This window comes from Ensifer sp. ENS02, from assembly GCF_014851885.1.
In the GTDB taxonomy this organism is placed as follows: Bacteria; Pseudomonadota; Alphaproteobacteria; order Rhizobiales; family Rhizobiaceae; genus Ensifer; species Ensifer adhaerens.
Genome location: NZ_JACVAO010000004.1, coordinates 405,230 through 430,170 on the forward strand (window position 1 = coordinate 405,230; position 24,941 = coordinate 430,170).

Sequence of the window (24,941 nt, forward strand, 5' to 3'; positions counted from 1 at the left end):
TCTAAACTCTGTCAGAAACGTTGGGGCGAGAAGCAACTGATATCGATCGCCGGCCGCCGGCCGGTGAGCAGGTCGGCAACGAGCCGTGCGGTGCCGGCCGATTGCGTGAGACCGAGATGGCCGTGGCCGAAGGCGTAGACGACGCGGCCGGTGGCGCGGGCGCGGCCGATCGCCGGAAGGCTGTCGGGCAGCGACGGGCGGAAGCCCATCCATTGCACGCCGCCCTCGCTCTTGAAGCCCGGCAGGAAGGCTTGCGCCTTCTTCAGCATGGCTTCCGAGCGGCGGAAGTTCGGCGGCAGCTTCAGCCCGCCGAGTTCGACGGCGCCGCCGACGCGGATACCGGTCGAAAGCCTGGTGACGACGAAGCCGTGTCCGCCGAAGGTGATCTGGGTGCGCAGATCGAAGGCATCCTGCGGCAGCGTGGTGTTGTAGCCGCGCTCGGTTTCGAGCGGGATACGCTCGCCGAGCGTACGGGCGACCTGGTGCGAGAACGCGCCGGCTGAAAGCACGACCTGTTCTGCCCGCCGCGTCTTGCCGTCGGCCGTCAGTTCGACGCCACCTTCGATCGGCTTCAGTGCCGTAACTTCGGCACGCTCGATCACACCTCCCTTGGCGCGGAAATGGTCTGCCAGCGCCAGCGTGTAGAGCTTGGGATCGGCGATGGAATACCAGCCGGGGGTAAAGGTGCCATGGGTGAAGCGCGATGCGAGACCAGGCTGGATCTCGGCCATCTCGGCCGCGCCCATGTGCCGGAACTCGATGCCGTGTTCGGCTCGCGCGGTCCAGCCGGGAAGAGAGGCCTTCAGCTCGGCTTCGCTTTCATAGACCTGCAGATTGCCTTCCTTGCGCAGCATCGGCAGGGTGCCGGTCTCGGCGAGGAAAGGTTCGAGCTCGGCCTTGGAGAGGTCCATCATCGCCGTCTGGGCGGTCGTCGAATGGGCCACGCGGCTTGCCGAGCAGGCGCGCCAGAAGCGGAACATCCACGGCGCGATCTGTGCCGCATAGGCCGGTGGCACGCTCAAGGGCCCAAGCGGGTCGAGCAGCCACTTCGGCGCCTTCTTCAGGACGCCGGGTGACGCGAGCGGCAGGATGTCGGTGAAGGCGAAGGCCCCGGCGTTGCCCGCCGAGGCACCTGCTGCCGGGCCTTCCCGGTCGAGCACGGTGACGGAAAGTCCCCGTGCCTGGGCGGCGATCGCCGCAGAAAGGCCGACAACGCCGGCGCCGATGACGATGACGTCAGGCTGAACTGCATCCTTCATGATCGGCTCAGTGCGTCGCTGCGAGGAACTTTTGGAGTTCCGGATCCTTCGGCGCGCCGAAGAGCGCTTCCGGTGCGGCGATTTCCGCCATCACGCCCTTGTGGAAGAAGGCGACGCGGTCGGAAACTTCGCGGGCAAACTTCATTTCATGGGTGACGCAGATCATCGTCATGCCCTCGGAGGCCAGCATGCGCAGCGTGTCGAGCACTTCGCCGACGAGCTGCGGATCGAGCGCCGAGGTCACTTCGTCAAACAGCATGTATTCCGGCGACATTGCGAGTGCGCGGGCGATCGCCATGCGCTGCTGCTGGCCCCCCGACATGCGGGTTGGATAGACGCCGAGCTTCTCGCCGAGGCCGACGTGCGTGAGCTGCTTGACGGCGTTCTCCTCGGCCATTTCCTTGGAGAGGCCGAGCACCTTGCGCGGCGCCAGCATGACGTTTTCAAGCACGGTCAGGTGCGGGAAAGCATTGAACTGCTGGAAGACGATGCCGAGCTTGCTGCGCAGCTTGTTGAGGTTTGTTGATTTCGCGTGGACCTCGGTGCCGTCGACGAGGATGCGGCCGGCATCGATCGGCTCGAGACCGTTGATGCAGGTCAGCAGCGTCGACTTGCCGGAACCGGAGCCGCCAATGATGGTCAGCACCTCGCCCTTGTTGACGGTGAGGTCGATGCCTTTGAGAACCTCCAGCGAGCCGAAGGATTTGCGAACGTTCTGGATCTCAATCATTGGACCACCGTTTTTCAAGGTAACCGCCGAGCCGGGCGATCGGGAAGCTGATAAGGAAGTAGATGGCGCCGCAGATCAGAAGGATCAGCAGCGGTTCCTGCAGGCGGGTGACGAGCACCTGCGAGGCGCGCAAGAGTTCGATCAGGCCGAGCCAGAGGACGAGTGCGGAGTCCTTCATGACGCCGAGCGTCAGGCCGATCCAGGACGGCAGCGAAACGCGGGTCGCAAGCGGCGCCACGATGTAGCGCATGTCCTGCCACCAGGTCATGCCGAGCGAGCGGGCGGCGCGGCGCGTCGTCGGTGGCACGGAAGAGATGCCGCCACGAACGATCTCGGTGCAATAGGCGGCGGTATAGAGCGACAGCACCACGCAGGAGGTCGTGAACGGTGCCCAGCCGAGCTTGGCGATCGCCTGGAAGGCATTGGCAAGAACCAGCTGGATCAGCAGCGGCACCGAACGGAAGATGTCGAGCACGAAGGTGAGCGGGGCGGCCCAATAGGGGCCGACCTGGTTGCGCACGACGCCGAAGATGATGCCGAGCACGGTGCCGGCGGTAACCGAGACGGCGGTGACCGCGAGCGTCATCAAGGCGCCCTGCAGCAGGAAGCCGAGATCAGCGAGGGTGAGGGCGGTATTGAACATCTCTCACCTCTCCTTAGTAGCGGAACATGCGCGCGGCGAGCAGGCGCGCGCCCAGCGTCACGGCCTTGGCGATCAGGTAGTAGATGACCGCCGCGATCGCGAAGAATTCGAAGGTGCGGAACGAACGGGCGTTCAGTTCCTGGGTGATGCCGGCAAGGTCGGTGTTCATGCCGACGGTAACGCCAAGCGAGGTCATCAGGATCGCCCAGACCATCTGGTTGGTGACGGGCAGGAAGGCGATGCGCAGCATCTGCGGCAGCACGATGTAGCGGAAGGCCTGCACCGGGGTCATGCCGAGCGAGCGGCCGGCCCGCGCCTGGGTATCGGGAATGGCCTTGAGGGCGCCGCGGAAGTTTTCCGCGAGATAACCGGCATTGTTGAAGGCGATCCCCGCGAGCAGCGCCGTATAGGGGCTCAGGTGGATACCGAAATTGCCGAGGCCGAAATGGGCCATGTAGATCTGGAACAGCGCCGGCGTGTTGCGGGCGATCTCGACCCAGGCGGTTGCAAAACCACCGAGGATGCGATTGCCCGACAGGCGGCAAGCCGTCAGCGCGAGCGCCAGTGCCAGGCCGATGACCATCGAGAGCAGAGCCACCTGCAGGGTGACCAGCGCTCCGTCGAGCATCTGTGGCAGGGCTTTCAGCGCCTGGTTCCAATGAAAGGTATAGCTGAACATGTTTCGTCTCACCTCTTCGGAAACGAATAGCGGCGCGAAGCTAAACTTCGCGCCGCCAGATAAACGGCATATTAGCGGTAAACGCCCTTAGCCGTAAGGTCCGGAAGTTCGCCGCCGACCCACTTTTCGTAAAGTTCAGCGTAGCGGCCGGTGCGGACCTGCTGGTTGATGAAGAGGTTGAGGAAGTTGATGAAGCCGTATTCTTCGCGGTTGGTGAAGAGCGCGACGTAGTCGGTGTCGAACGGAGCCTTGCCGACGACGGAGATGCCGGCGAACTTGCCGCCCTTCACGTTGGCCTGGGCGACGGTCGAGGTCGAAACCGTAGCGTCGATCTGGCCCTGGCTGAGCGCGAGGAAGACGTCTGCCTGGGTCTGGTACGGACGGAACTCACCGGCGCCCCATTCCTTGACCTGCTTTTCGAGAGCGATCGCTTCGAACGTGCCGGCGGTAGCGCCGACAACCTTGCCCTTCATGTCTTCGAAGGACTTGACGCCCGACTTCTCGTTGGCAGTGACAGCCATTTCGAAGGCGAAGTAGGGGATCGTCATGCCGACGGTCTTGGCGCGCTCAAGCGTGTCCGAGGTCGAGGCAACGCCGACGTCGACGCGGCCCGACATCAGAGCGGGAATGCGCTCCGGGAACGGGGTCTCGACGATTTCGGCGGTGACGCCGAGTGCCTTGGCAAGGTCGTTGCAGTAGTCGACGTCGAAACCGATCGGGTTGTTGTTCTCGTCGCGAGAACCCATCGGCGGGAAGTCGAGCACGACTGCGCAACGCAGCGTACCCGAGCCGATGACGTCATCCAGCTTGTCGGCATGGGCCTGGCTGGTCAGAGCAGCGGCCGCAACGAGGCCGAGCGCGAGCACCGAAGTCTTCATTTTCTCTCTCCCTGAAATGAGTGCCGTTTGACGGCTGAGGCACTATTCCGTTTTAGACAGCACAAATCAATAGAAAAATACAATTAGTATACAAAAAGTATAAGTTCGTAACGCAGAACGCGCGCAGGCATCCCATTTGTTTCGTCAAATGGGATGCCTGCGCAGCGATCTGTCGTGTCTTGCAGCTGCGGGCGGCAGGCGCCCGCAGCTGTCGGCGAGTGCCTTAGCCCTGGAAGTCCTCGGGCAGCAGGCCTTCCGGCATGTTCTGGTAGGCGACCGGGCGCAGGAAACGGCGGATCGACAGGGTACCGACGCTGGTTGCGCCGAAGTTGGTCGAGGCCGGATAGGGTCCGCCATGCACCATCGAATCCACCACCTCGACGCCGGTCGGGAAGCCGTTGACGAGCACCCGGCCTGCCTTGCGCTCAAGGATCGGGCGCAGACGACGGGCGGTCTCGAGATCGGTCGCATCCATGTGGATGGTGGCGGTCAGCTGTCCCTCGAAGCCGCGGGCAAGCTGTTCCATTTCAGAGGTCGAACCGACGCGAACGACGAGGCCGAGCGGACCGAACACCTCTTCGCCGAGCGCATGGTCGGCCAGGAACTGGTCGCCGGTCGTTTCGAACAGGTTCGGCGAGACCGAGCGGCCGGACGATTCGGTCGTCAGCAGCGGCTTCACCGTGTTGCGGCTTTCAAAGCGCGCCTGGCCGTCGTGATAGGCCTTGGCAATGCCGTCCGTCAGCATCGTCTGCGGCGCGACCTTGCCGAGCGCTTCGACGGCGGCCGTGGTGAAGCGATCAGCGTCAGCACCTTCGACAACAACGGCGATGCCGGGGTTGGTGCAGAACTGGCCGGCACCCATGGTCAGCGAACCGGCCCAGCCCTGGCCGAGTGTCTCGGCGCGTGCCTTCAGTGCTTCCGGCAGCAGGAACATCGGGTTGACCGAGCCGAGCTCGCCGAAGAACGGGATCGGCTCCGGACGTGCGGCGCAGAGATTGAAGAGCGCGCGGCCACCGGCGAGCGAACCGGTGAAGCCGACGGCCTTGATCAGCGGATGCTGGACAAGCGCTTCGCCGACCTGGCGGTTGCCGCCCTGGATCAGCGAGAAGACGCCCGGGTGAACGCCGGTCTTGCGGATCGCGGCCTCGACGGCCTGCGCAACGATCTCACCGGTGCCCGGATGGGCCGAGTGGCCCTTGACGACCACGGGGCAGCCGGCAGCAAGGGCGGCAGCCGTGTCGCCGCCGGCGGTCGAGAAGGCCAGCGGGAAGTTCGAGGCGCCGAAGACGGCGACCGGGCCGATCGGGCGCTGGATAAGGCGGATTTCCGGGCGCGGCGCCGGCTGACGCTCGGGCAGGGCCGCATCGAAACGGCGGTCGAGATATTCACCCTTTTCGATGTGGTCGGCAAAGAGACGGAGCTGGCCGGTGGTGCGGCCGCGTTCGCCCTGCAGGCGCGCTTCCGGCAGGCCGGTTTCCTGGGTGCCAATTTCGGTGATCGCTTCGGCGCGTGCCTCGATCTCGTCGGCGATGGCGCGCAGGAAGGCGGCGCGCTCGGTCCGGGTCGAATAGCCATAGCTCAGGAAGGCTTCTTCGGCGGCGTCAGCCGCGCGGTTGACCAGTTCCACGGTGCCTGTGGCGAACTGATGGACCGGACCGTGGGCGGGTGCCGATGCGAAGGTGCCCGCGCCGTCGAGCCATTCGCCGGCGACAAGGTGTTTTCCTTTGGGGGTGAAGGCCATCTGCCGATCCTTTCGTTCGATCCCGGATTGCCTTTTCTGGCAGAGGGGATCATGGCTGAATTGCACTTGTCGGATCTTTGTATACTATATGTATGCAGAACATCAATCGCCTGACTGGCCCTTCCGGATCAGGCGCAGCATTTGAGAGGGAGAGAGATGAGCGAAACCAACACCCTGACGATCGCAGCACTTTTCGAGCGCGTCGAGGCGATCTTCCTGAAGGCGGGGCTCAACGCCATTCAGGCCGGTGCACTGGCCCGCGTGATCGTCGCCGGCGAGCGGGATGCCTGCAAGTCGCATGGCATCTACCGCATCGAAGGAGCGCTTCGCACCGTCAAGGCGGGCAAGGTGAAGCCGGATGCAACACCGGAGCTCGAAGCGGGCGAAGGTTCCGCTATCGTCAAGGTCAACGCCAAGGGCGGTTTTGCCAATCCCGCCTTCGAGCTCGGCCTGCCGCTTCTCGCCGAACGCGCTCGCTCGCTGGGCATCGCCGCGCTCGTCATCAATGATTGCACCCATTTTTCGGCGCTCTGGCCTGAGGTCGAAGGCCTGACCGGCGAGGGACTTGCCGGCCTCGTGATGTGCCCGAGCTATGCGACCGTTGCGCCGACCGGCGGCAACAAACCGCTGCTCGGCACCAACCCCTTCGCCTTCGGCTGGCCGCGCGAAAACAAGCCGCCTTACGTCTTCGACTTCGCCACCTCGGTTGCCGCCCGCGGTGAGATCGAACTGCACCGCCGTGCCGGCAAGCCCTTGCCGGAGGGCTGGGCGATCGATGCCGAAGGCAATCCGACGACCGATCCGGAAGCAGCGCTTGCCGGCGCCATGCTGCCCTTCGGCGGCCACAAGGGTTCGGCGATCGGCACCATGGTCGAGCTTCTTGCCGGCATCATGATCGGCGACCTGACGAGCCCGGAAGTGCTCGACTATCTCGGCACCACGACGCTTGCACCGTTCCACGGCGAACTGATCGTCGCCTTCTCGCCGGAGAAATTTGCAGCCGGACGCCCGGGCAATCCCTTCGCCCGTGCGGAAGTGCTGTTCGAGGCGATCGTCGGCCAGGGCGCCCGCCTGCCGTCGCAGCGTCGCTTCGTGGCGCGCGCCAAGTCGGAAGCCGAAGGTGTCGTTCTCAACACGGCTGAAATCGAGCAGCTCGAGCGGCTGCTTGCTCTTGGACTGGACGCCGTCGCGTAAGCGACGGCTAACCTTTTCGTCGGTCATCGACCCGTCGAGACTGCCAAACGAAAAAGGCCCTCCAACCGGAGGGCCTTTTCTATTTGAGTGCCGATCGAGCGATCAGGCCTTGTACTTCTGCACCGCGCCCGGGAGCTTGCTCCACTCGGCGTACCAGCTGTTGAACAGCTTGAACTGGGCTTCGACATAGCCGCGCTGGCTGTCGGAGAGAACGTCGCTCTCGTTGAAGTGCAGCGTGTATTCCTTGTCGCCCTTCAGCACCATCATATGCTTGAAGTAGAGAACGAGGTCCGGACCTTCGTCGAAGGACGAGAGAACGGCGAGCGCCTGTTCCAGTTCCAGTGCGCGCAGACGTGCGTCGACGTCGCCTTCGGCGGCGGCACGCGACAGGTTGCACATGTGGATGACTTCCTTCGGCAGAACGCAGCCGATGCCGGTGATCGCGCCGGTTGCGCCGCAGTTGACGAAGCCGTGGAAAACGGCCGTGTCGACACCGATCATCAGCGAGACGCCATCGTCACGGCTGGTGATGTTCTCGGCCGCATAGCGCATGTCGGCAGCGCCGCCGAATTCCTTGAAGCCGACGAGGTTCGGATGTTCGGCGCGCAGCGCGAAGAACAGGTCGGCGCGGGTGGCGAAGCCGTAGTACGGGCTGTTGTAGATGACAGCCGGCAGGCTCGGGGCGGCCGAGAGAATGGCCTTGAAGTGGTTCTTCTGGGCAGCGACAACCGAGCCGCGCGAAAGCACGCGCGGGATGACCATCAGGCCCTGGGCGCCGACCTTCTCGGCATGTGCCGCGTGAGCGACGGCCGAAGCAGTGTTGACGGCGCCGGTGCCGACGATAACCGGAATGCCGGCCTTGACGAGGCGCTCGACGCCTTCCATGCGCTGTTCGTCGGTCAGGAGCGGCCAGTCACCCATCGAGCCGCAGTAGACGACGGCGGACATGCCTTGAGCGATCAGCTCCTTGCCCTTGCGCACCAGCGCGTCGAAATCGGGGGTGCGGTCTTCCTTGCAGGGGGTCATCAGCGCCGGGATGACGCCGGTGAAAATCTGAGCCTTCATCTGAAACTCCTCTCGGCTTTGTCTTCAGGGCAGCGGCGCACCTGCGCCCTTGCCTTTGATCCAGACAATAGCTGTTTGTATTTTATTTGTCGACAAGAAAAATACAAAGGTCGCTACAAAGCGATATCGAGCTTGTTGTTGCGGGCAAAAAGCTTCTGCACCTGCTCGACGATCTGCTCAGCATGCGCCTTGCCCAGCCGATCCGCAGCCTCGACGTCGCGCGCGGCGATCGCGGCGATCATGGCCGCATGCTCGTCGACGAAGCGCTGGGGGAACTGCTCGTCATAGGACTGATAATAGAGACGGAGAATGCGCCGCCCTTCGTCCAGCAGCCGGCGGAACAGGCTGGTGAAATAGGGGTTGCGTCCGCTTTCCGCGATTGCCGCATGGAAGGCGGCGTTGGTGGCGATCATCGTGAGCGGGTCGCGCGTCTGCACGGCTGCCGCATAGTCTTCGTGGAAGCCGCGAATGATCGCCAGGTCTTCTGGGCGGTGGTTCTGCGCCGCAAGCCGCGTGGTGACGCGGTACATCAGCACCAGAGCGTCGAAGAACGGATTGAGATTGAGGAAGTCGATGTTCGCGACCATCGTCGAGCGGTTCGGCAGCGTGTCGATCAGCCCTTCGCCGGCAAGACGCACCAGCGCCTCGCGGATCGGCGTGCGCGACATCTTCAGCCGCTCGGCAAGCTGCACTTCGTCGATCGGGCTGCCCGGCGGCAGCACCAGGTCGAGGATCTCGTCGCGCAAGAGGTCATAGACCATCTTTACGCCGGAGCCGCGCTTGCGCTCGGGGATGGGGCTGTTGTCGGTGTCGATATCGGTCATGTCAGATTCCTTTGTCGACAAAAGAAATACTTGTCTCTGTCGCCGGGATCAACAGTTTCCGCTGCCGTCATTGCGCGAAGCTGTTATCCGCACCTGCGTGCACAGGTTGTTGTGGCGACCCATGCGTTTCCCACATGGGAGCGCTGAGTTTTGAGCGCTGCAACTCACGGAAAGCCTGAGCTATAAGGTGTTCATCGAAGCGAAACGAGGCGCCACGGACTGGCAGCCAGGCTTCGAAAGCCCATTGAAAGGGGGATCAAATGAACATCGCACGCTCCATCAACAACTGGCGCAAGTACCGTCAGACGGTCACCGAACTGGGCCGCATGTCGAACCGCGAACTTCGCGACCTCGGCATCGAACGCGCCGACATCGACCGCGTCGCACGTACGGCCTTCGCCCGCTAAGGCGATCTTAAAGACTGAATAATTGCCAAGCGCCTGCATCTCCTGCGGGCGCTTTTGCTTTTTGGCGCCTTCATTGCGCCATTGTCGTCCCACACATCGCTGGCACTGCGATTTGATTAATCGACTACTCCATTAATCGCGCCGCTTGCCGCCGACAGGCGCGGTGTTCGTTCAAGAGACTGAGTGCCATGCCGCCGTTTTCCTCTGAGATTACCGATTTCTGGAACGCGTCCTTTGCGGGCGATGTTCGCGCAAGCGCGGATCGGTTTACCGTCGTGGTCAATCCCGACCTCGACGAGGACAGCCCGGCCATGGTGCTGCACACTGCTGAAAACGGCGTGATCGTGGCCCTGTCCCCGGCGCTCGGCGCCGCGCTGTCGTCAGCGGCGGGTCAGGTGCTCACCGAAGCGACCCTTCGCCAAGGGCTGCGCGATGCCGGCATCGTCCTGAACGGTGCTGACAACCTCTTCTACTTCACCGAAGCGGATAAGGCTGTGCTGTTGCGGGAGAATTCAGGCGCCCATGTGCGCGCGCTCACGGCGAAGGATGCGGCCGCGTTCGCCCTGTTCCAGGGCTCCGCCTCGGAAGAGGATCTCGATGCAGCCTATGTCGAACTGGATCACTGGTTGGTCTACGGAGCCTTCGATGGTGACAGGCTGGTCTGTGCCGCGAGCATGTATCCCTGGCAGGAGCGGCAGATCGCCGATCTCGGTGTGCTGACGCTTGTGTCCGATAGGGGTAAGGGCCACGCCCGCAAGGTCGTGCGCGCAATCAGCAGGGCCGCCCTCGAAAAGGGCTACCAACCGCAATATCGCTGCCAACTCGACAACCACGCGTCGGTGGCGCTTGCGGGAGCCGTAGGCGTGACGCTTTTCGGCCAATGGGAAGCGCCCTCCGAAGACGGCTGAGACGCGGCTCGACGGTATGCCGGGCCGTCAAAACGATGCTGACAGAATCTGGCAGGGGTCGCGCGTAAAGTGGTCCCAGGATAAGAGATCGAGGGATTGCAGATGTCGGCGCAGGATATGTTTCAGATGGGTGCAGCAAACAGGTCAGGCGAGCGCAATTTCTGGATCGGCGCTGTTTCCGGCGATGACCTGCAGCATGCCGCCGAAGACGGCTTCTCTCGCTTTGGCTACGGCTACGGCAATGTCCAGGCGATGACGCGCATGAAGGCGGGTGATGGCTTCATCGGTTATGCGCCCAACGCCGCCTTTAACGGCAGGGCGGGGCTTGCATGTTTTGCCGCCATCGGTGTCGTCAAGGAGCGCCCGCCCTACTTCTTTGCCATGGGCGGTGTCGCCCCGCATCGCGGCGACATCGACTGGGCCGACAGCATGGAGGCGCCGGTTCGGCCGTGGCTCGACAGCCTTGAATTTGCCGAAGGCAACCGTAACTGGGACCAGAAGCTTCGTCTTGGTCATCTTGCCATCAGCGAGCGTGACTTCCGTGTGATCGCGCGGGCCATGCATGCAGACCTCGGCATGGTTTTCCCGAGGGTGCCGGCCTTTCGGCAGCAACTCGCCGGCTGATCGTTCGCGTCTTCAACCCCGCAGCAGCACCGTTGCGTCCTCCGCCGTGTCGACCGCTTGCTCCACCGAGCCGGCGGCGATGCTGGCATACATGCCGGTGGTTCTGAATTCCGTCGGGCTCAGACCGAAGGAGCGGCGGAACACCTTGGCGAAATAGTTGGGGTCTTCGAAGCCCGAGAGAATGGCCACTTCCTTGACCGGAAGGCTTGCGGTTTTCGTCAGCAGTTTTACCGCACGCTGCAAGCGCTTCTGCAGCACATATTCGGCCGGCGCCATGCCTTCGCTGGCGGCGAAGACGCGCGAGAAATGCGCCCGGCTCAAGCCCGACACGCGTGCCAGTTCCTCCACTGGAAGCGGGTTCTGCAAGTTGTTCATGATGTGGTCGACGACGCGGTGCATCGTCCTGTGTTCATGGCTGAACACCGGGTGCGAGCCGAAGACGTCGTCGTAGAGCGCCATCGCCGCCTCGTAGGCAATCGCCGAGGCTCTGCCTGGCGTCTCGCCGCCGCGGATCAGCCGCAGGCTGCAGTCGGCCAGATGCTCGATCGTTTCCGGTTGCAGCTTCAATACGGGACCGGTGACAGCGAGCAGGGCGCGGTGGATGCGCAGCGCCTCGTCGCCGTTCATCGAGATCCAGAAGAACTCCCAGCGCCCGCCGTCTTCCAGCCAGTAGCGATGATTGTGCGGCACGAGCAGGAGCAGCGTCTCGCCCTCGCGCACCCGATAGCTGCGGTTTTCGTATCGCAGGTTTCCGGCACCCGCGATCGTATGCTGGAGCACGGTAAAGGGCGTGTTTCCGCGCTTTCTGCCGTCCCAGTCATAGGTCGCATTGTTGCGGATTTCATAGCCGGTGCTGGTCGGCATCGCGTGCAGGCTCTGGCGTCCCCGCGGCAGTGAAACGGTTCGCATAACCGGGCCGTTGTCGATCAATTCTTGCAGCATAAAAATACCCATGAAAGCACAATACCGCTCTGGCGGGGTCGGCGATTATACACATAATGACCACCAACAGCGCAACAGGCGGTGCTTTTGGCCCGTAAGAAATGAGGGGATGCATCGAAGTTGCGCGCAGAGACGGTGAAAAACCGTGAATTGATTTTACCCTTTGTCAGAGATGCATGCAGTTCATGAGGAGTGAGGGCATGGCAACATTCAAGATCGCCATCATCGGCGCCGGCAGCATAGGCTTCACCAAGAAGCTCTTCACCGACATTCTCGCCGTGCCGGAATTGCGCGACATCGAGGTTGCGCTGACAGATCTCAGCGCCCGCAATCTGGAGATGATCAAGGCGATCCTCGACCGGATTGTCGAAGTCAACCGCCTGCCGACGAAGGTGACGGCAACCACCGATCGGCTGAAAGCGCTCGAAGGCGCCCGCTACATCATCAGCTGCGTCCGTGTCGGTGGACTCGAAGCCTATGCCGACGACATCCGCATCCCCCTTAAATATGGCGTCGACCAATGCGTCGGCGATACGATATGCGCCGGCGGCATCCTCTACGGCCAGCGCAACATCCCCGTCATCCTCGACTTCTGCCGGGATATCCGCGCGGTCGCCGAACCGGGTGCCAAGTTCCTGAACTATGCCAACCCGATGGCGATGAACACCTGGGCAGCGATCGAATACGGCAAGGTCGATACGGTCGGGCTCTGCCACGGTGTTCAGCACGGCGGCGAGCAGATCGCCGAAATCTTGGGAGCCGGCGAGGGCGAACTCGACTACATCTGCTCGGGTATCAACCATCAGACCTGGTTCGTCGACGTGAGGCTGAAGGGCCGCAGGATCGGCAAGGACGAGTTGGTTGCGGCCTTCGAGGCGCACCCGGTGTTCTCCAAGCAGGAGAAGCTCCGCATCGACGTGCTGAAGCGGTTCGGCGTCTATTCGACCGAGAGCAACGGCCATCTCTCCGAATATCTTCCCTGGTATCGCAAGCGCCCGGAGGAAATTACCCGCTGGATCGATATGTCCGACTGGATCCACGGCGAGACCGGCGGCTATCTCAGGCATTCGACCGAGACGCGCAACTGGTTCGAAACCGAGTTTCCGCAGTTCCTCGAAGCAGCCGGCCGGCCGCTCGACCATCAGAAGCGCTCGAACGAACATGCGAGCCATATTCTCGAGGCCCTGGAAACGGGCCGGGTCTATCGCGGCCATTTCAATGTCAAGAACAATGGCGTGATCACCAACCTGCCTGCCGACGCCATCATCGAATCCCCCGGCTTCGTCGATCGCTTCGGCATCAACATGGTCTCGGGCATCACCCTTCCCGAGGCCTGTGCCGCCACCTGCCTTTCCTCGATCAACGTCCAGCGCATGTCGGTCCATGCGGCCGTGACCGGCGATCTCGATCTTCTAAAGCTGGCGATGCTGCATGATCCGCTGGTCGGCGCCATCTGCACACCGGAGGAGGTTTGGCAGATGGTCGACGAGATGGTGGTCGCTCAAAGCCAGTGGCTGCCGCAATACGCCCATGCCATCGACGGCGCCAAGGAGCGACTTGGCCGCGCAACCGTCAAGACGCGCGAATGGAATGGCGCTGCGCGGCGTGAGGTGCGTTCGCTCGACGAGTTGCGCGCCGAGCGTCAGGTCCGCGCCGCCGGCTGATCGATTGCAGCGCTGCTTCCGTGAGGAGACGTGGGCAGCTCTGCCTGAAGTGCAGACTTTTCAAGGAGGAGGCCGCGTCCCGGCGCGGCAAAGAGGGAGAATCTAAGCCAATGACCAGCCACAGACTGATGAAAATGGCGAGCCTGCTGCTTGTCGGCATCTCGACCCTTGCCTTGGAGGCGACCGCTTCCGAGCCGACCGTCGTGCCCCAGCAGCCGGCCTTTCCGGCCGAGGGCAAGATCACCTATGTGCCGCGCGACTCGATCGCCGAGTTCAAGGCGCTGCCGGAATACAAGGAACCGGCCTGGGTTACCGAGAAATACGTCAAGACCGGCAAGCTGCCGCCGGTCGCCGAACGGCTGCCGAAGGAGCCGATGGTCTTCAAGACCGGCAACATGCCTGATGGCGTCGGTGTCTATGGCGACACGCTGCGCCACGTCATCGGCGGTCGTCCCGAGGGCTGGAACTACTCAGCCGGCCAGAGCCAGGGTTGGGGGGGCATCGATATCGGCATGTCCGAATGCCTGACGCGTACGGCGCCGCTCTTCCAGGTGGAAGCGAAGGACGTCGAGCCTCTGCCGAACCTTGCCAAGAGCTGGGACTGGTCTTCTGACGGCCACAAGCTGACGATGCATCTGGTCGAGGGCGCCAAGTGGTCGGATGGCGACCTCTTCGATGCCGACGACGTAATGTTCTACTGGGAAGACAACGTGCTCGACCCGAGCGTGACGCCGCTGAACGGCGCGACGCCGGAGACCTTCGGCGCCGGCACGACGCTGAAGAAGATCGACCAGTATACGGTCGAGTGGACCTTCAAGGAGGCTTTCCCGCGCCAGCATCTCTATGCCATGGCCTATGGCACCTTCTGCCCCGGCCCGTCGCATATTCTCAAGGCCAAGCATCCGAAATACGCCGGTACCACCTACGACCAGTACAAGAATGCCTTCCCGCCCGAGTACATGAACATCCCGGTCATGGGTGCCTGGGTCCCTGTCGCCTATCGCCCCGACGATATCATCGTGCTGCGCCGGAACCCGTACTATTGGAAGGTCGATGAGGCCGGCAACCAGCTGCCCTACATCAACGAGTTGCACTACAAGCTCTCGACCTGGGCCGACCGCGACGTACAGGCGATTGCAGGTTCCGCCGATCTCTCGAACCTCGAGCAGCCGGAAAACTTCGTGGAGTCGCTGAAGCGCGCCGCCCAGGATACGGCCCCCGCCCGGCTTGCCTTCGGCCCGCGCCTCATCGGCTACAATCTGCACATGAACTTCTCGGCCAATGGCTGGGGGGAGCCGGACGAACGCGCCCAGGCGGTGCGTGAACTCAACCGCAACGAGGATTTCCGCAAGGCGGTGACCATGGCGGTCGACCGCAAGAAGCTCGGCGAGGCGCTCGTAAAGGGCCCCTTTACCGCGATCTATCCCGGCGGGCTTTCCTCCGGCACCAGCTTCTACGACCGGCAATCGACCGTCTACTATCCCTTCGACATCGATGGCGCGAAGGCGCTGCTTGAGAAGGCGGGGCTGAAGGACACCGACGGCAACGGCTTCGTCAACTTCGCGGACGGCAAGGCCGGCGGCAAGGACGTGGAGATCGTGCTTCTGATCGACAACAGCTATGCGACCGACCGCAACCTGGCCGAGGGCCTTATCGGCCAGATGGAAAAGCTCGGCCTCCGGGTGGTTCTGAACTCGCTGGACGGCAAGCAGCGGGACGCGACCAATTACGCCGGCAAGTTCGACTGGATGGTTCACCGCAACGCCGCCGAATATGCCTCCGTCGTGCAGAACACGCCGCAGCTGGCGGCCGCCGGTCCGCGCACCAGCTGGCACCACCGTGCACCGGAAGGCGGTCAGCTTGACCTGATGCCCTTCGAACAGGAACTCGTCGACATCATCAACAAGTTCATTGCCACCAACGACAATGCCGAGCGCGCGAACTTGATGAAGCAGTACCAGAAGGTCGCGACGACGAACCTCGATACAGTCGGCCTTACCGAATATCCGGGCGCGCTGATCATCAACAAGCGCTTCGCCAACGTGCCGACGGGAGCGCCGATCTTCATGTTCAACTGGGCCGAGGACACGATCATGCGCGAGCGTCTCTTTGTCCCCGCCGACAAGCAGGGTGACTTCGAGCTCTTCGCCGAGCAGCTCCCGGGCAAGCCCGGCGAGAAGAGCCTGAGCAACTGATCGAAGGCCGCCCCTCCGGCCTCAAGCCGGAGGGGCGGCGCCTCATCTTAACCGACAGAAGGAAACGGCATGTTCAGGTTTCTGCTTGTCCGCATCGCCTCTGCCATTCCGGTGCTGCTTGTCTTGAGCGTGGCGACCTTCGCCATCATCCAGGCGCCGCCCGGAGACTACAGCGATTACATCCGCTCGCAGCTGATCAACCAGGGTGGCGCATCCTATGAGGAAGCCGAAGCCCAGGCGCAGGCCTATCGCAAGGAGCATGGCCTCGATAAGCCGCTGCCGGTTCAATACGTCAACTGGATGACCGGCATCCTGACGCGCGGCGATTTCGGCCACAGCCTCTACTACAACAAGCCTGTTGCCGATGTCGTCGGCGAACGCCTGCCGCGCACGCTGGCATTGGCGCTCGTCTGCCACATCCTGGCGTCCATCATCGGCATATCCTTCGGTATCATCGCCGCGACACGGCAGTATTCGTGGATCGACAGCCTGCTTTCGACGGTGGCCTTCCTCGGCATGACGGTGCCGCGCTTCCTGATGGCGCTGATCATCGTCTACATCCTCGTCTTCCATTTCAATGTGAGCGAAATCAACAGCTTCCACTCGGCCCGTTATGGCGGTGCGCCCTGGTCCTGGGACAAATTCGTCGACCTCGTCAAACATGTCTGGCCGGTCGTGGCGATCGCCACTTTCGGCGGCCTCGCCTACAATATGCGGGTGATGCGCGGCAATCTGCTCGACACGCTGAACGCGCAATATGTCGAAACCGCCCGGGCGAAGGGCCTGAGCGAAGGCGCGGTGGTCATGCGCCATGCGGTGCCGAATGCCCTGCATCCGCTGATCATGTACCAGGGCGTTGTGCTGCCCTACATGCTGACCGGCGAGATCGAGACGGCGATCATCTTCGCGCTGCCGACCGTCGGACCGGCCATCGTCGGCTCCATGTGGGTGGGCGACGTCTATGTCACCGCCACCTTCATGCTGGTTCTGTCGGCGACCCTTATCCTCGGCAACATCATCGCCGACATGCTGTTGGCCGCACTCGATCCGCGCGTGCGTCTCGGAGGAGCCCCAGCATGACCGTCGAGATGCAAACAACCCTTCCGCTCGTCGTCGAACCCAAGAACGAGCAGCACAACGAAAGCTATCCTGCGCTCGTCTGGCGCCGGCTGAAGCGCTCCTGGACCGGCATGCTCGGCCTCGTGCTCGTTGGCCTGTTGCTCTTCATGGCTATTTTTGCGGACTTCCTGTCGCCGGTCGATCCGAAGGCCACGGGCGTCGCCTTTGCGCCGCCGCAGGCGATCAGCTTCACCGACAAGGACGGCAACCTCGTTTTCTCGCCGCGCAGCTATCCGCTCAGCGAAGGTACGGAACTCGACCCGATCACCTTTCAGCCGATCATCGGCCCCGACTACGACAATCCGCAGATCCTTGGCTTCTTCGTCAAGGGCGCGCCCTACAGTCTCTTCGGCCTGATCCCGGCCGAGCGCCATTTCTTTGGCGCGGTCGATGGCTCGCCGGTGCATCTGCTCGGTACCGACAAGTTTGGCCGCGACGTGCTGTCACGCATTCTCGTCGGCTCGCGCATCTCGTTGATGATCGCCCTCATCGTCGTCTCGATCGTCACCATCGTCGGCACGACCGTCGGCATGGCGTCGGGCTATTTCGGCGGCCGCTTCGACGTCTGGACTCAGCGCTTCGTCGAACTGGTGCTCGCCTTCCCACAATTGCCGCTCTACCTGGCGCTGACGTCGCTGATCCCGGTGACGGCGCCGACCAATGTCTTCCTCGCCTTCGTCATCATCGTCATGTCGGCGCTCGGCTGGGCGCAGATGTCGCGCGAGGTGCGCGGCAAGACGCTGGCGCTTGCCCGCATCGACTATGTGCGGGCGGCGATCGCCGTCGGCGCCAGCGACCGGCGCATCATCTTCCAGCACATCCTGCCGAACGTGATGAGCCATGTGATCGTCGCCGTCACGCTGTCGATCCCGCAGGTGGTGCTGCTTGAATCCTTCCTCGGGTTCCTCGGCTTTGCGGTCAAGCCGCCGCTCATTTCCTGGGGGCTGATGCTGCAGGATACCTCCACCTATTCCGTCATCGGGTCCTATCCCTGGATCCTGTCGCCCGTGGCCTTCGTGCTTGTCACAGTCTTCGCCTTCAATGCGCTTGGCGACGGCCTGCGCGACGCCATCGATCCCTATTGAGGAGGACGCATCATGACAGAGACAATCGACGTCCTCACTGCCGCGCCCTTTGAGCGCAGGGACCTTGCCGAACGCGATGGCCGGCCGGTCATCGACGCCCGCAATGTCGCGGTTCGATTCAAGGTCGAACATGGCACGGTGGAGGCGGTGAAGGATGTTTCCTTCCAGCTCTACCGCGGCGAGACCATCGCCATCGTCGGCGAGTCCGGCTCGGGCAAATCGGTTACCGCGCGCTGCGTCATGGGGCTGCTCTCCAAGCGTGCCACGATCGCCCCGCAATCGCGCATCGACTATGACGGCAAGGACGTGCTGAAATTCTCGCCGCGTGAGCGGCGCGGTTTGCGTGGCAATCGCCTTGCGATGATCTTCCAGGAGCCGATGAGTTCGCTCAATCCGGTCTACACGGTCGGCACGCAGATCATCGAGGCGATCCGGGCGCATCGCAGGATGAGCCGACGCGCCGCGACCGAGCGGGCGCTGGAGCTCCTGCGCCACGTACGGATCCCGGACCCGGAGCTCCGGATCAATCAGTATCCACACCAGCTCTCCGGCGGCCAGCGCCAGCGGGTGATGATCGCGATGGCACTCGCCAACGATCCGGATGTGCTGATCGCCGACGAGCCGACGACGGCGCTCGACGTCACCGTCCAGGCGCAGATCCTCAACCTCATCCGAGACCTGCAGCGCGAGCTCGGCATGGCGGTGATCCTGATCACCCACGACCTGACGGTGGTTCGGCAGTTCTCGGACTACGTCTACGTCATGCAGTACGGCGAGGTGAAGGAGCACAACACCACGGCCGCGCTCTTCGCCAACCCGTTGCATGCCTATACCAAACGGCTGCTCTCGTCGGAGCCGTCGGGTGCGGCTAAACCGCTACCGGACAACGCCCCGATCATGCTCGACGGGCGGGACGTGAAGGTCTCCTTCATGCTGAAGAAGGGCGGTCTTTTCCGCTCGCAGTTTTCTGAGTTGGTCGCGGTCGACAAGCTCAGCCTTAATCTGCGCAAGCACGAAACGCTGGGGCTGGTCGGCGAATCCGGATCGGGCAAGACGACCTTCGGCCAGGCGCTGATCCGCCTGCTCAACCCCGATGGCGGCGAGATCTACTTCGACGGCATCCCGATCCACGACAAGGACCGGACCCAGATGCGGCCTCTGCGCTCGCGCATCCAGATCGTCTTTCAGGACCCCTTCGCCTCGCTCAACCCGCGCATGTCGATCGGCCAGATCATCGAGGAGGGGCTGGTCGTCAACGGCATCGGTGCGAACCGCAAGGACCGGCTCGACCGGGTGGTGGATGCGCTTAACGCCGCGGGCATGCCGGGCAACATCCTGTCGCGCTTTCCGCATGAGTTCTCCGGCGGCCAGCGCCAGCGCATTGCGATCGCCCGGGCCATCGCGCTTGAGCCTGAATTCATCCTGCTCGACGAGCCGACTTCGGCGCTCGATCTCTCGGTCCAGGCCCAGATCATCGAGCTGCTGCGCAAGCTGCAGGACGAGCGGGGCTTAAGCTACCTCTTCATCTCCCATGACCTCAAGGTCGTGCGCGCGCTCTGCCATCGGGTGGTGGTGATGCAGCATGGCAGAATCGTCGAGGAGGGGCCGGTGAGCGAAATTCTGTCCAATCCCAAGACCGCCTACACCGAAAGGCTCGTGAGAGCCGCCTTCGATGTGGCAGCATGACCGCTAGAATTGAGAGGCAATCCATGACCAGACAACCCAAGATCACCTTCATCGGCGCCGGCTCCACCGTCTTCATGAAGAACATCATCGGCGACGTGCTGCAGCGTCCGGCGCTGTCGGCCGCGACGATCGCGCTGATGGACGTGAACCCCGAGCGCCTCGGCGAAAGCGAGATCGTCGCCAGCAAGCTGGTGCGCACGCTCGGGGTCAAGGCTGATATCGAGACTCATTCCAACCAGAAAAAGGCGCTGGAAGGTGCGGACTTCGTCGTCGTCGCCTTCCAGATCGGCGGCTTTGAGCCCTGCACGGTCACGGATTTCGAGGTGCCGAAGAAGTACGGCCTGCGCCAGACCATTGCCGATACGCTCGGCGTCGGCGGCATCATGCGCGGCCTTCGCACCGTGCCGCATCTCTGGAAGATCTGCGAGGACATGCTGCAGGTCTGCCCGAACGCGATCCTGCTGCAATACGTCAACCCGATGGCGATCAACACCTGGGCGATCTCCGAGAAGTATCCGACGATCCGTCAGGTCGGCCTTTGCCATTCTGTCCAGGGCACGGCCTACGAGCTTTCACGCGATCTCGACATCCCGGTTTCGGAGATCCGCTACCGCGCCGCCGGCATCAACCACATGGCCTTCTTCCTCAAGTTCGAACACAAACAGGCCGACGGCAGCTTCCGCGATCTCTATCCGGATCTGGTGCGCGGCTACCGCGAAGGCCGCTTCCCCAAGCCCAGCCACTGGAACCCGCGCTGCCCCAACAAGGTGCGCTACGAGATGCTGACGCGGCTCGGCTATTTCGTCACCGAAAGCTCCGAGCATTTCGCCGAGTACACGCCCTATTTCATCAAGGACGGCCGTCCCGACCTGATCGAGAAGTTCGGCATCCCGCTCGACGAGTACCCGAAGCGCTGCGTCGAGCAGATCGAGCGCTGGAAGGGGCAGGCGGCTGCCTTCAAGGAAGCCGAGACGATCGAAGTGGCCGAGAGCCACGAATACGCGTCTTCGATCATGAACTCGGTCTGGACCGGCGAACCCTCCGTCATCTACGGCAACCTCAGGAACAACGGCTGCATCACCTCGCTGCCGGAAAATTGCGCCGCTGAAGTTCCCTGCCTGGTCGATGCCTCCGGTATCCAGCCGACCTTCATCGGCGATCTGCCGCCGCAGCTGACGGCGCTGATCCGCACCAACATCAACGTGCAGGAGCTGACGGTTCAGGCGCTCATGACCGAGAACCGCGAGCATCTCTACCACGCCGCAATGATGGATCCGCACACGGCGGCCGAACTCGATCTCGACCAGATCTGGTCGCTCGTCGACGACCTGCTCGTCGCGCATCGCGACTGGATCCCGGAATGGGCGCGCGTTTCGAAAAAGGTCCAGGCAGCCTGACTTTTTCTCCCGGTCAGGCCGCGTCGAGCCCCGGAACCGCATGTCGTCTTCCCCCATGTCCTAGCCGATTTACGGGGCAAGACCGACAGCGCCGGTTCCGGGGCTTGTTCTTCTCAAGCTGTTACGGCTGCCGCCAGCGGCAACACGATCCGCATGCAGGCGCCGCCGGACGCCGAGCGGGAGACGTCGACGTAGCCGCCATGCAGGTGCACGATCTTCTGCACGAGGTTGAGGCCGAGGCCCGCGCCCTTGCCGTCCTTGCGAAGCCGCTGAAACGGCTCGAAGATCCGGTCGGTTTCGCTGCGCGGAATGCCGTCGCCGTCGTCGCAGACAACGATCACGCCCTGAGGATCGACCTTGACCGTGATTGTGCCGCGCCTTCCGCCGTGGTCGATGGCGTTCTGCACGAGATTGGTGAGCGCTCGCTCCAGCGACGCCTCGTCTCCCGCCACCATGACAGGGTGTTGATCGGCCTCGAATGTCATCTCGTAACCTGCCCCGAAGCCAAGTGGCGCGAGCGCGACGATCACCCGCTCGGCAAGCGCTGCGAGATCGATGGGCCTGAAATCATCCCTCTGGGCGTCGAGACGTTCGAGATCGAGAAGCTGGCCCGCCAGAATGGAAAGGCGCGTCACGTCCTCGTTGAGGCGGGTCTTGTCCGGTCCCGGCGGCAGCGAGGCGATGCGAGCGCCGAGAATGGCGACCGGCGTGCGCAACTCATGCGCCGCCTGGGCCAGGAAGCGCTTGTGTCTCGTATAGCCGTCATCGAGCCTTGTCAGCGCATCGTTGACGGCCGTCACCAGCGGCAGAAACTCATTGGGAACACCCGTCACCGGCATCTGGATGCCTCGCTGGTCATATTCGATGTGGGCGGCATGCGAGGCCGCGTGCGACAGGCCCGAGAGCATCCTTCGAACGACGATCGGGGTGACGACCACGGTCGCAAAGGCGAGCAGTAGCAGCATCGGCACGAAGATGCTGAGGAAGGCGCCGGTGGTGCTGAGCAGCAGGCGGCCGAGCGTCAATTGTCCCTCCGTGCCGCTGAAGATCTGGACCATGCCTGCCGGCGACTCGAGCCATTTGACGACCGCTTCCGGACGGGCATTCTTGTCGGGCGAAAGCCGGAAGCGGGCGTCGTTCATGCGCTCGAGCCCGGCGACCGCAAAGGCGAATTCTTCCGGCACCGTGCCGTCCGAGAGGCTGTGCCCTTGTCTGTCGCGAACGATGAACCAGATCTTTCCCGCCTGTTGGCGCAGCCGCTGCAGCTCCGGCGTTTCCTGAAGTTCGAGCCCGCCATCGGCTTTGCGGGTGATCGCGTCCTTCAAGACGTCAACATTGCCGTTCTCGTAGCCGTCGATGAGATAGCCGGTCACCCAGAGCAGGCCGACCGCAATGGCGATGACGACAAGGGTCGCTACCGTTTCGAACAGCACGAGCCAGCCGACGAGCCGCCATTTGAAGGAATGGGAAGCGCGGCCGCTCATTGGTCTTCTCTGAGAAGATAGCCGACGCCGCGGATGCCGTTGATGGTCACGCCCGCGTCTGCGTCCGTCAGCTTGCGGCGCACGCGCGAGATATGGGTGTCGAGCGCATTGGACTGGATCTCGTCGTCGAGCCCGAACACGGCCTCCATCAGGGCGGCACGCAGCACCATGCGTCCCATGCGACGGGTCAGCGTTTCAAGCACCAGAAGCTCGCGCCGCGGCATCTTCAGCGGCGTGCCGGCCACGCTCGCCTCGCAATGGGCGAGATCGAAGGAGAGCCGACCGACGGTGACGACATCGGATTGCACCGGAACCGGGCGACGGGCAAGCGCGCGCAGCCGCGCCAGCAGTTCCTCGAAGGCGAAGGGCTTGCCAATATAGTCGTCGGCGCCGCCATCGAGCCCCGCCACCCGGTCGGCGAGGTCGTCGAGCGCCGTCAGCATCAACACCGGCACGGTGTTGCCGCGCGCCCGTATCACTGGGATGAGCGAGAGCCCGTCGCCATCGGGCAGCTTGCGATCGAGCACGACCACGTCATAGACGGCGTCGTTGAGGATCAGCGCGGCCTCAGCGAGATCGCGCGCATGATCGGCGATCATCCGGTGATGGCTCAACGCGGCCTTCAGCGCCCCCGCGAGCTCCTTCTCATCTTCGACCAGCAAGACCCGCATGAATGCGCTTTACCCCGTGCAACTTGCCTACGCGCGCGATCCTAGTGCCGCTTCATTGAGGGAACCTGTCATCCCGCCGCAAGGTAATCCCGATCTTTGTCGCCGCACAATCATTCGTTGCGGGCGCCCTGCATGACATGCTGTCTCAATCTTGATCCTTAGGCTGTGCAGCAGTGAAACCTCAAGAACGGGGTTCGCGGGCAAAGCCAACCCGGATCACGGCGCATGACATTCAGCAAACGGACGTCGCCTACACTCAGACAACGCAGGGAAAGGCCGGCTGGCTGGCGTGCAGCGCATCCGGTTGCACTTGCGCGCGCAGGTCGTTTCCTGCGTCACGGTACCTTGGCGCTCGCTTTTGCCACCGCCGGCTGCGCCGGCCCGGACGTGATGCCCACCAACAGACGACTTGAACTGACGACGGGTGCCGTGCCGCTTGCGCAGTCGACGTTTGATGTGAGCGACACCGGCATCATCCTTGCCTTTTCCGGTGGCGGCGCCCGCTCTGCTGCCTTCGGCTACGGCGTCCTGTCGGCGTTGGCCGAGGCGCCGTCCCCGGGCGGGCGAGGGCGCCGGCTTGCCGACGATGTCGGGGTTGTTGCCGGCGTCTCCGGAGGTGCTGTGCTCGCCTCCTATTTTGCCTTGAACGGCCGCGCGGGCCTTGAGGATTTCCGCAAGCGGTTTCTCGGACGCGATGTCGAGGCCTCGCTCAGGACGTCGTTTTCACCACCCAATATCCTGCGCGGCTATCGCGGCGGGGTGAACGATCTCTCCGGTTTTCCGGCCTGGCTCGACGCCAACCTGTTTAACGGCGCAACGCTCGGCAACATCTCGCGCTCCGGCCATCCGCGCCTGGTGATCCACGCGACCGATCTCTATAACCGCTCACCGTTCATCTTCGACCGTGCCTCGTTCACCGCCATCTGCAGCAGCTACGACGACTATCCGCTCGCCTATGCGGTTGCGGCCTCGGCCGCCGTCCCGGTCGTTTTCGCGCCGCTGACCTTGCAGAACTTCCGAAGCGGTTGCGAGGCGTTGCCGGAAGCGAAAACACAGAAGACAGGGGTTCGCGCGCCGGGCTCGCTCGTTGCGCGCGAATACGCTGGCTCCCTCAGGCGCTATGAAACGGCAAGGGATCTCAACTATCTGAAACTCTACGATGGCGGCCTGGTCGATGGCATCGGAACGCAAAGCCTGCTGCACCTGATGGGCCGGGGTGCTCCGGAACCCATCCCAGCGGAGCGCGCCTTCCGTCTCAGGCATTTGGTTGTCATCGTCGTCGATGCCTCCACGCGGATCGGCGGGGACATCTCGAAGACAGTCGACAACCCCAAGGCTCCCGATGCGATCGTCGCCGCCATCGACGCGATGATCAATATTCCCAATCTTCAGAGCTTCGATGCGCTGCGCGATCATCTGCCGGCCTGGCGGGAAAGCTTCGTGACTTGGCGGTGCGGCAGCAGCGGCGCCAAGCGGGGCTGCGGCGATCTCGATGTCGATATCATCCGGCTGGCGCTGTCGGATGTATCCGACCCGGTGCTGGCGCGGCGGATCCTCGGGCTGCACAATCGGCTGAGCCTCAACGAAAAGGACGTCGATTTTCTTGCGGATCTCGGCCGGCGCCTGTTGCGCGACAATGCCGGCTATCGGCGGTTCCTCGACCGCGTCAACCATGGCGGGCCGAAGCTGGCCCGCGCGGATTGAGAGGTTGCAGACTGAGAAGGCAGGTTAGCGAGAGCCTGCCGG

At 63.2% G+C, this 24,941-nt stretch carries 22 protein-coding genes; 11 read left to right on the forward strand and 11 right to left on the reverse strand.

Going from position 1 to position 24,941, the window contains the following annotated elements; all coding sequences use genetic code 11:
- Positions 1-11: 11 nt before the first annotated feature.
- The 6 genes from IB262_RS11500 to IB262_RS11525 all read right to left on the reverse strand — a co-directional run bounded on the left by IB262_RS11500 (position 12) and on the right by IB262_RS11525 (position 5,930).
- A complete protein-coding gene (locus IB262_RS11500; RefSeq protein ID WP_192357008.1) occupies positions 12-1,259 on the reverse strand; it encodes an FAD-binding oxidoreductase in 1,248 nt (415 codons plus the stop codon).
- 7 nt (positions 1,260-1,266) lie between these two features.
- Positions 1,267-1,989, reverse strand: coding sequence for an amino acid ABC transporter ATP-binding protein (locus IB262_RS11505; RefSeq protein WP_192357010.1), 723 nt, complete (start codon positions 1,987-1,989; stop codon positions 1,267-1,269).
- Positions 1,982-2,632 (reverse strand): amino acid ABC transporter permease, encoded by a 651-nt coding sequence (locus IB262_RS11510; RefSeq protein ID WP_034798414.1) that lies wholly within the window; start codon positions 2,630-2,632, stop codon positions 1,982-1,984. Before IB262_RS11510 ends, IB262_RS11505 begins: the two co-directional genes overlap by 8 nt.
- 13 nt (positions 2,633-2,645) lie before the next feature.
- The gene (locus IB262_RS11515) at positions 2,646-3,311 is read right to left on the reverse strand and encodes an amino acid ABC transporter permease (RefSeq protein ID WP_060529349.1); all 666 of its coding nucleotides are present in this window, start codon (positions 3,309-3,311) and stop codon (positions 2,646-2,648) included.
- Between the two features lie 71 nt (positions 3,312-3,382).
- Positions 3,383-4,189: a transporter substrate-binding domain-containing protein gene (locus IB262_RS11520; protein ID WP_034798420.1), complete on the reverse strand. Its 807-nt coding sequence runs from the start codon at positions 4,187-4,189 to the stop codon at positions 3,383-3,385.
- A 223-nt stretch (positions 4,190-4,412) separates the two neighbouring features.
- On the reverse strand, positions 4,413-5,930 hold the full coding sequence (locus IB262_RS11525) for an aldehyde dehydrogenase (NADP(+)) (protein WP_192493566.1): 1,518 nt from the start codon (positions 5,928-5,930) through the stop codon (positions 4,413-4,415).
- Between the two features lie 156 nt (positions 5,931-6,086).
- Between IB262_RS11525 and IB262_RS11530 the strand changes: the two genes are divergently transcribed.
- Entirely contained in the window at positions 6,087-7,124 is a 1,038-nt protein-coding gene (locus tag IB262_RS11530; RefSeq protein WP_060584817.1) for an Ldh family oxidoreductase, read from the forward strand.
- A 102-nt stretch (positions 7,125-7,226) separates the two neighbouring features.
- Here the strand turns inward: IB262_RS11530 and IB262_RS11535 are convergent, their stop codons facing one another.
- Together IB262_RS11535 and IB262_RS11540 are read right to left on the reverse strand one after the other, a co-directional pair.
- The gene (locus IB262_RS11535) at positions 7,227-8,189 is read right to left on the reverse strand and encodes a dihydrodipicolinate synthase family protein (protein ID WP_034798428.1); all 963 of its coding nucleotides are present in this window, start codon (positions 8,187-8,189) and stop codon (positions 7,227-7,229) included.
- Positions 8,190-8,302: 113 nt separating this feature from the next.
- Positions 8,303-9,013 (reverse strand): GntR family transcriptional regulator, encoded by a 711-nt coding sequence (locus IB262_RS11540; protein ID WP_034798498.1) that lies wholly within the window; start codon positions 9,011-9,013, stop codon positions 8,303-8,305.
- Between the two features lie 260 nt (positions 9,014-9,273).
- On the opposite strand from IB262_RS11540, the gene IB262_RS11545 reads away from it, so the two are divergent.
- From IB262_RS11545 to IB262_RS11555, 3 genes are all read left to right on the forward strand, one after another.
- Positions 9,274-9,420: a DUF1127 domain-containing protein gene (locus IB262_RS11545; protein WP_064817045.1), complete on the forward strand. Its 147-nt coding sequence runs from the start codon at positions 9,274-9,276 to the stop codon at positions 9,418-9,420.
- Between the two features lie 188 nt (positions 9,421-9,608).
- The gene (locus tag IB262_RS11550) at positions 9,609-10,328 is read left to right on the forward strand and encodes a GNAT family N-acetyltransferase (protein ID WP_192493567.1); all 720 of its coding nucleotides are present in this window, start codon (positions 9,609-9,611) and stop codon (positions 10,326-10,328) included.
- 126 nt (positions 10,329-10,454) lie between these two features.
- The gene (locus IB262_RS11555; protein WP_159415747.1) at positions 10,455-10,952 is read left to right on the forward strand and encodes an EVE domain-containing protein; all 498 of its coding nucleotides are present in this window, start codon (positions 10,455-10,457) and stop codon (positions 10,950-10,952) included.
- Between the two features lie 12 nt (positions 10,953-10,964).
- Here the strand turns inward: IB262_RS11555 and IB262_RS11560 are convergent, their stop codons facing one another.
- Entirely contained in the window at positions 10,965-11,906 is a 942-nt protein-coding gene (locus tag IB262_RS11560) for an AraC family transcriptional regulator (protein ID WP_192493568.1), read from the reverse strand.
- 188 nt (positions 11,907-12,094) lie between these two features.
- Between IB262_RS11560 and IB262_RS11565 the strand changes: the two genes are divergently transcribed.
- From IB262_RS11565 to IB262_RS11590, 6 genes are all read left to right on the forward strand, one after another.
- Entirely contained in the window at positions 12,095-13,558 is a 1,464-nt protein-coding gene (locus tag IB262_RS11565) for an alpha-glucosidase/alpha-galactosidase (protein ID WP_113293134.1), read from the forward strand.
- Positions 13,559-13,668: 110 nt separating this feature from the next.
- Positions 13,669-15,753 carry an ABC transporter substrate-binding protein gene (locus tag IB262_RS11570; RefSeq protein WP_060521887.1) on the forward strand — a complete coding sequence of 695 codons (2,085 nt, stop codon included), beginning with the start codon at positions 13,669-13,671 and terminating at the stop codon, positions 15,751-15,753.
- A gap of 69 nt (positions 15,754-15,822) precedes the next feature.
- Positions 15,823-16,833, forward strand: coding sequence for an ABC transporter permease (locus IB262_RS11575; RefSeq protein ID WP_060521888.1), 1,011 nt, complete (start codon positions 15,823-15,825; stop codon positions 16,831-16,833).
- Positions 16,830-17,957 (forward strand): ABC transporter permease, encoded by a 1,128-nt coding sequence (locus IB262_RS11580; RefSeq protein WP_060521889.1) that lies wholly within the window; start codon positions 16,830-16,832, stop codon positions 17,955-17,957. The genes IB262_RS11575 and IB262_RS11580 overlap by 4 nt, the downstream gene beginning before the upstream one ends.
- A gap of 12 nt (positions 17,958-17,969) precedes the next feature.
- A complete protein-coding gene (locus tag IB262_RS11585) occupies positions 17,970-19,643 on the forward strand; it encodes an ABC transporter ATP-binding protein (protein WP_060521890.1) in 1,674 nt (557 codons plus the stop codon).
- A 23-nt stretch (positions 19,644-19,666) separates the two neighbouring features.
- The gene (locus IB262_RS11590; protein WP_192493569.1) at positions 19,667-21,040 is read left to right on the forward strand and encodes an alpha-glucosidase/alpha-galactosidase; all 1,374 of its coding nucleotides are present in this window, start codon (positions 19,667-19,669) and stop codon (positions 21,038-21,040) included.
- A gap of 113 nt (positions 21,041-21,153) precedes the next feature.
- Here IB262_RS11590 and IB262_RS11595 read toward each other — a convergent pair whose 3' ends face one another.
- Entirely contained in the window at positions 21,154-22,524 is a 1,371-nt protein-coding gene (locus IB262_RS11595; protein ID WP_060583953.1) for a HAMP domain-containing sensor histidine kinase, read from the reverse strand.
- Positions 22,521-23,195 carry a response regulator transcription factor gene (locus IB262_RS11600; RefSeq protein ID WP_060583952.1) on the reverse strand — a complete coding sequence of 225 codons (675 nt, stop codon included), beginning with the start codon at positions 23,193-23,195 and terminating at the stop codon, positions 22,521-22,523. Before IB262_RS11600 ends, IB262_RS11595 begins: the two co-directional genes overlap by 4 nt.
- A 225-nt stretch (positions 23,196-23,420) precedes the next feature.
- Between IB262_RS11600 and IB262_RS11605 the strand changes: the two genes are divergently transcribed.
- Positions 23,421-24,899 carry a patatin-like phospholipase family protein gene (locus tag IB262_RS11605; RefSeq protein ID WP_192357014.1) on the forward strand — a complete coding sequence of 493 codons (1,479 nt, stop codon included), beginning with the start codon at positions 23,421-23,423 and terminating at the stop codon, positions 24,897-24,899.
- Positions 24,900-24,941: the final 42 nt, after the last annotated feature.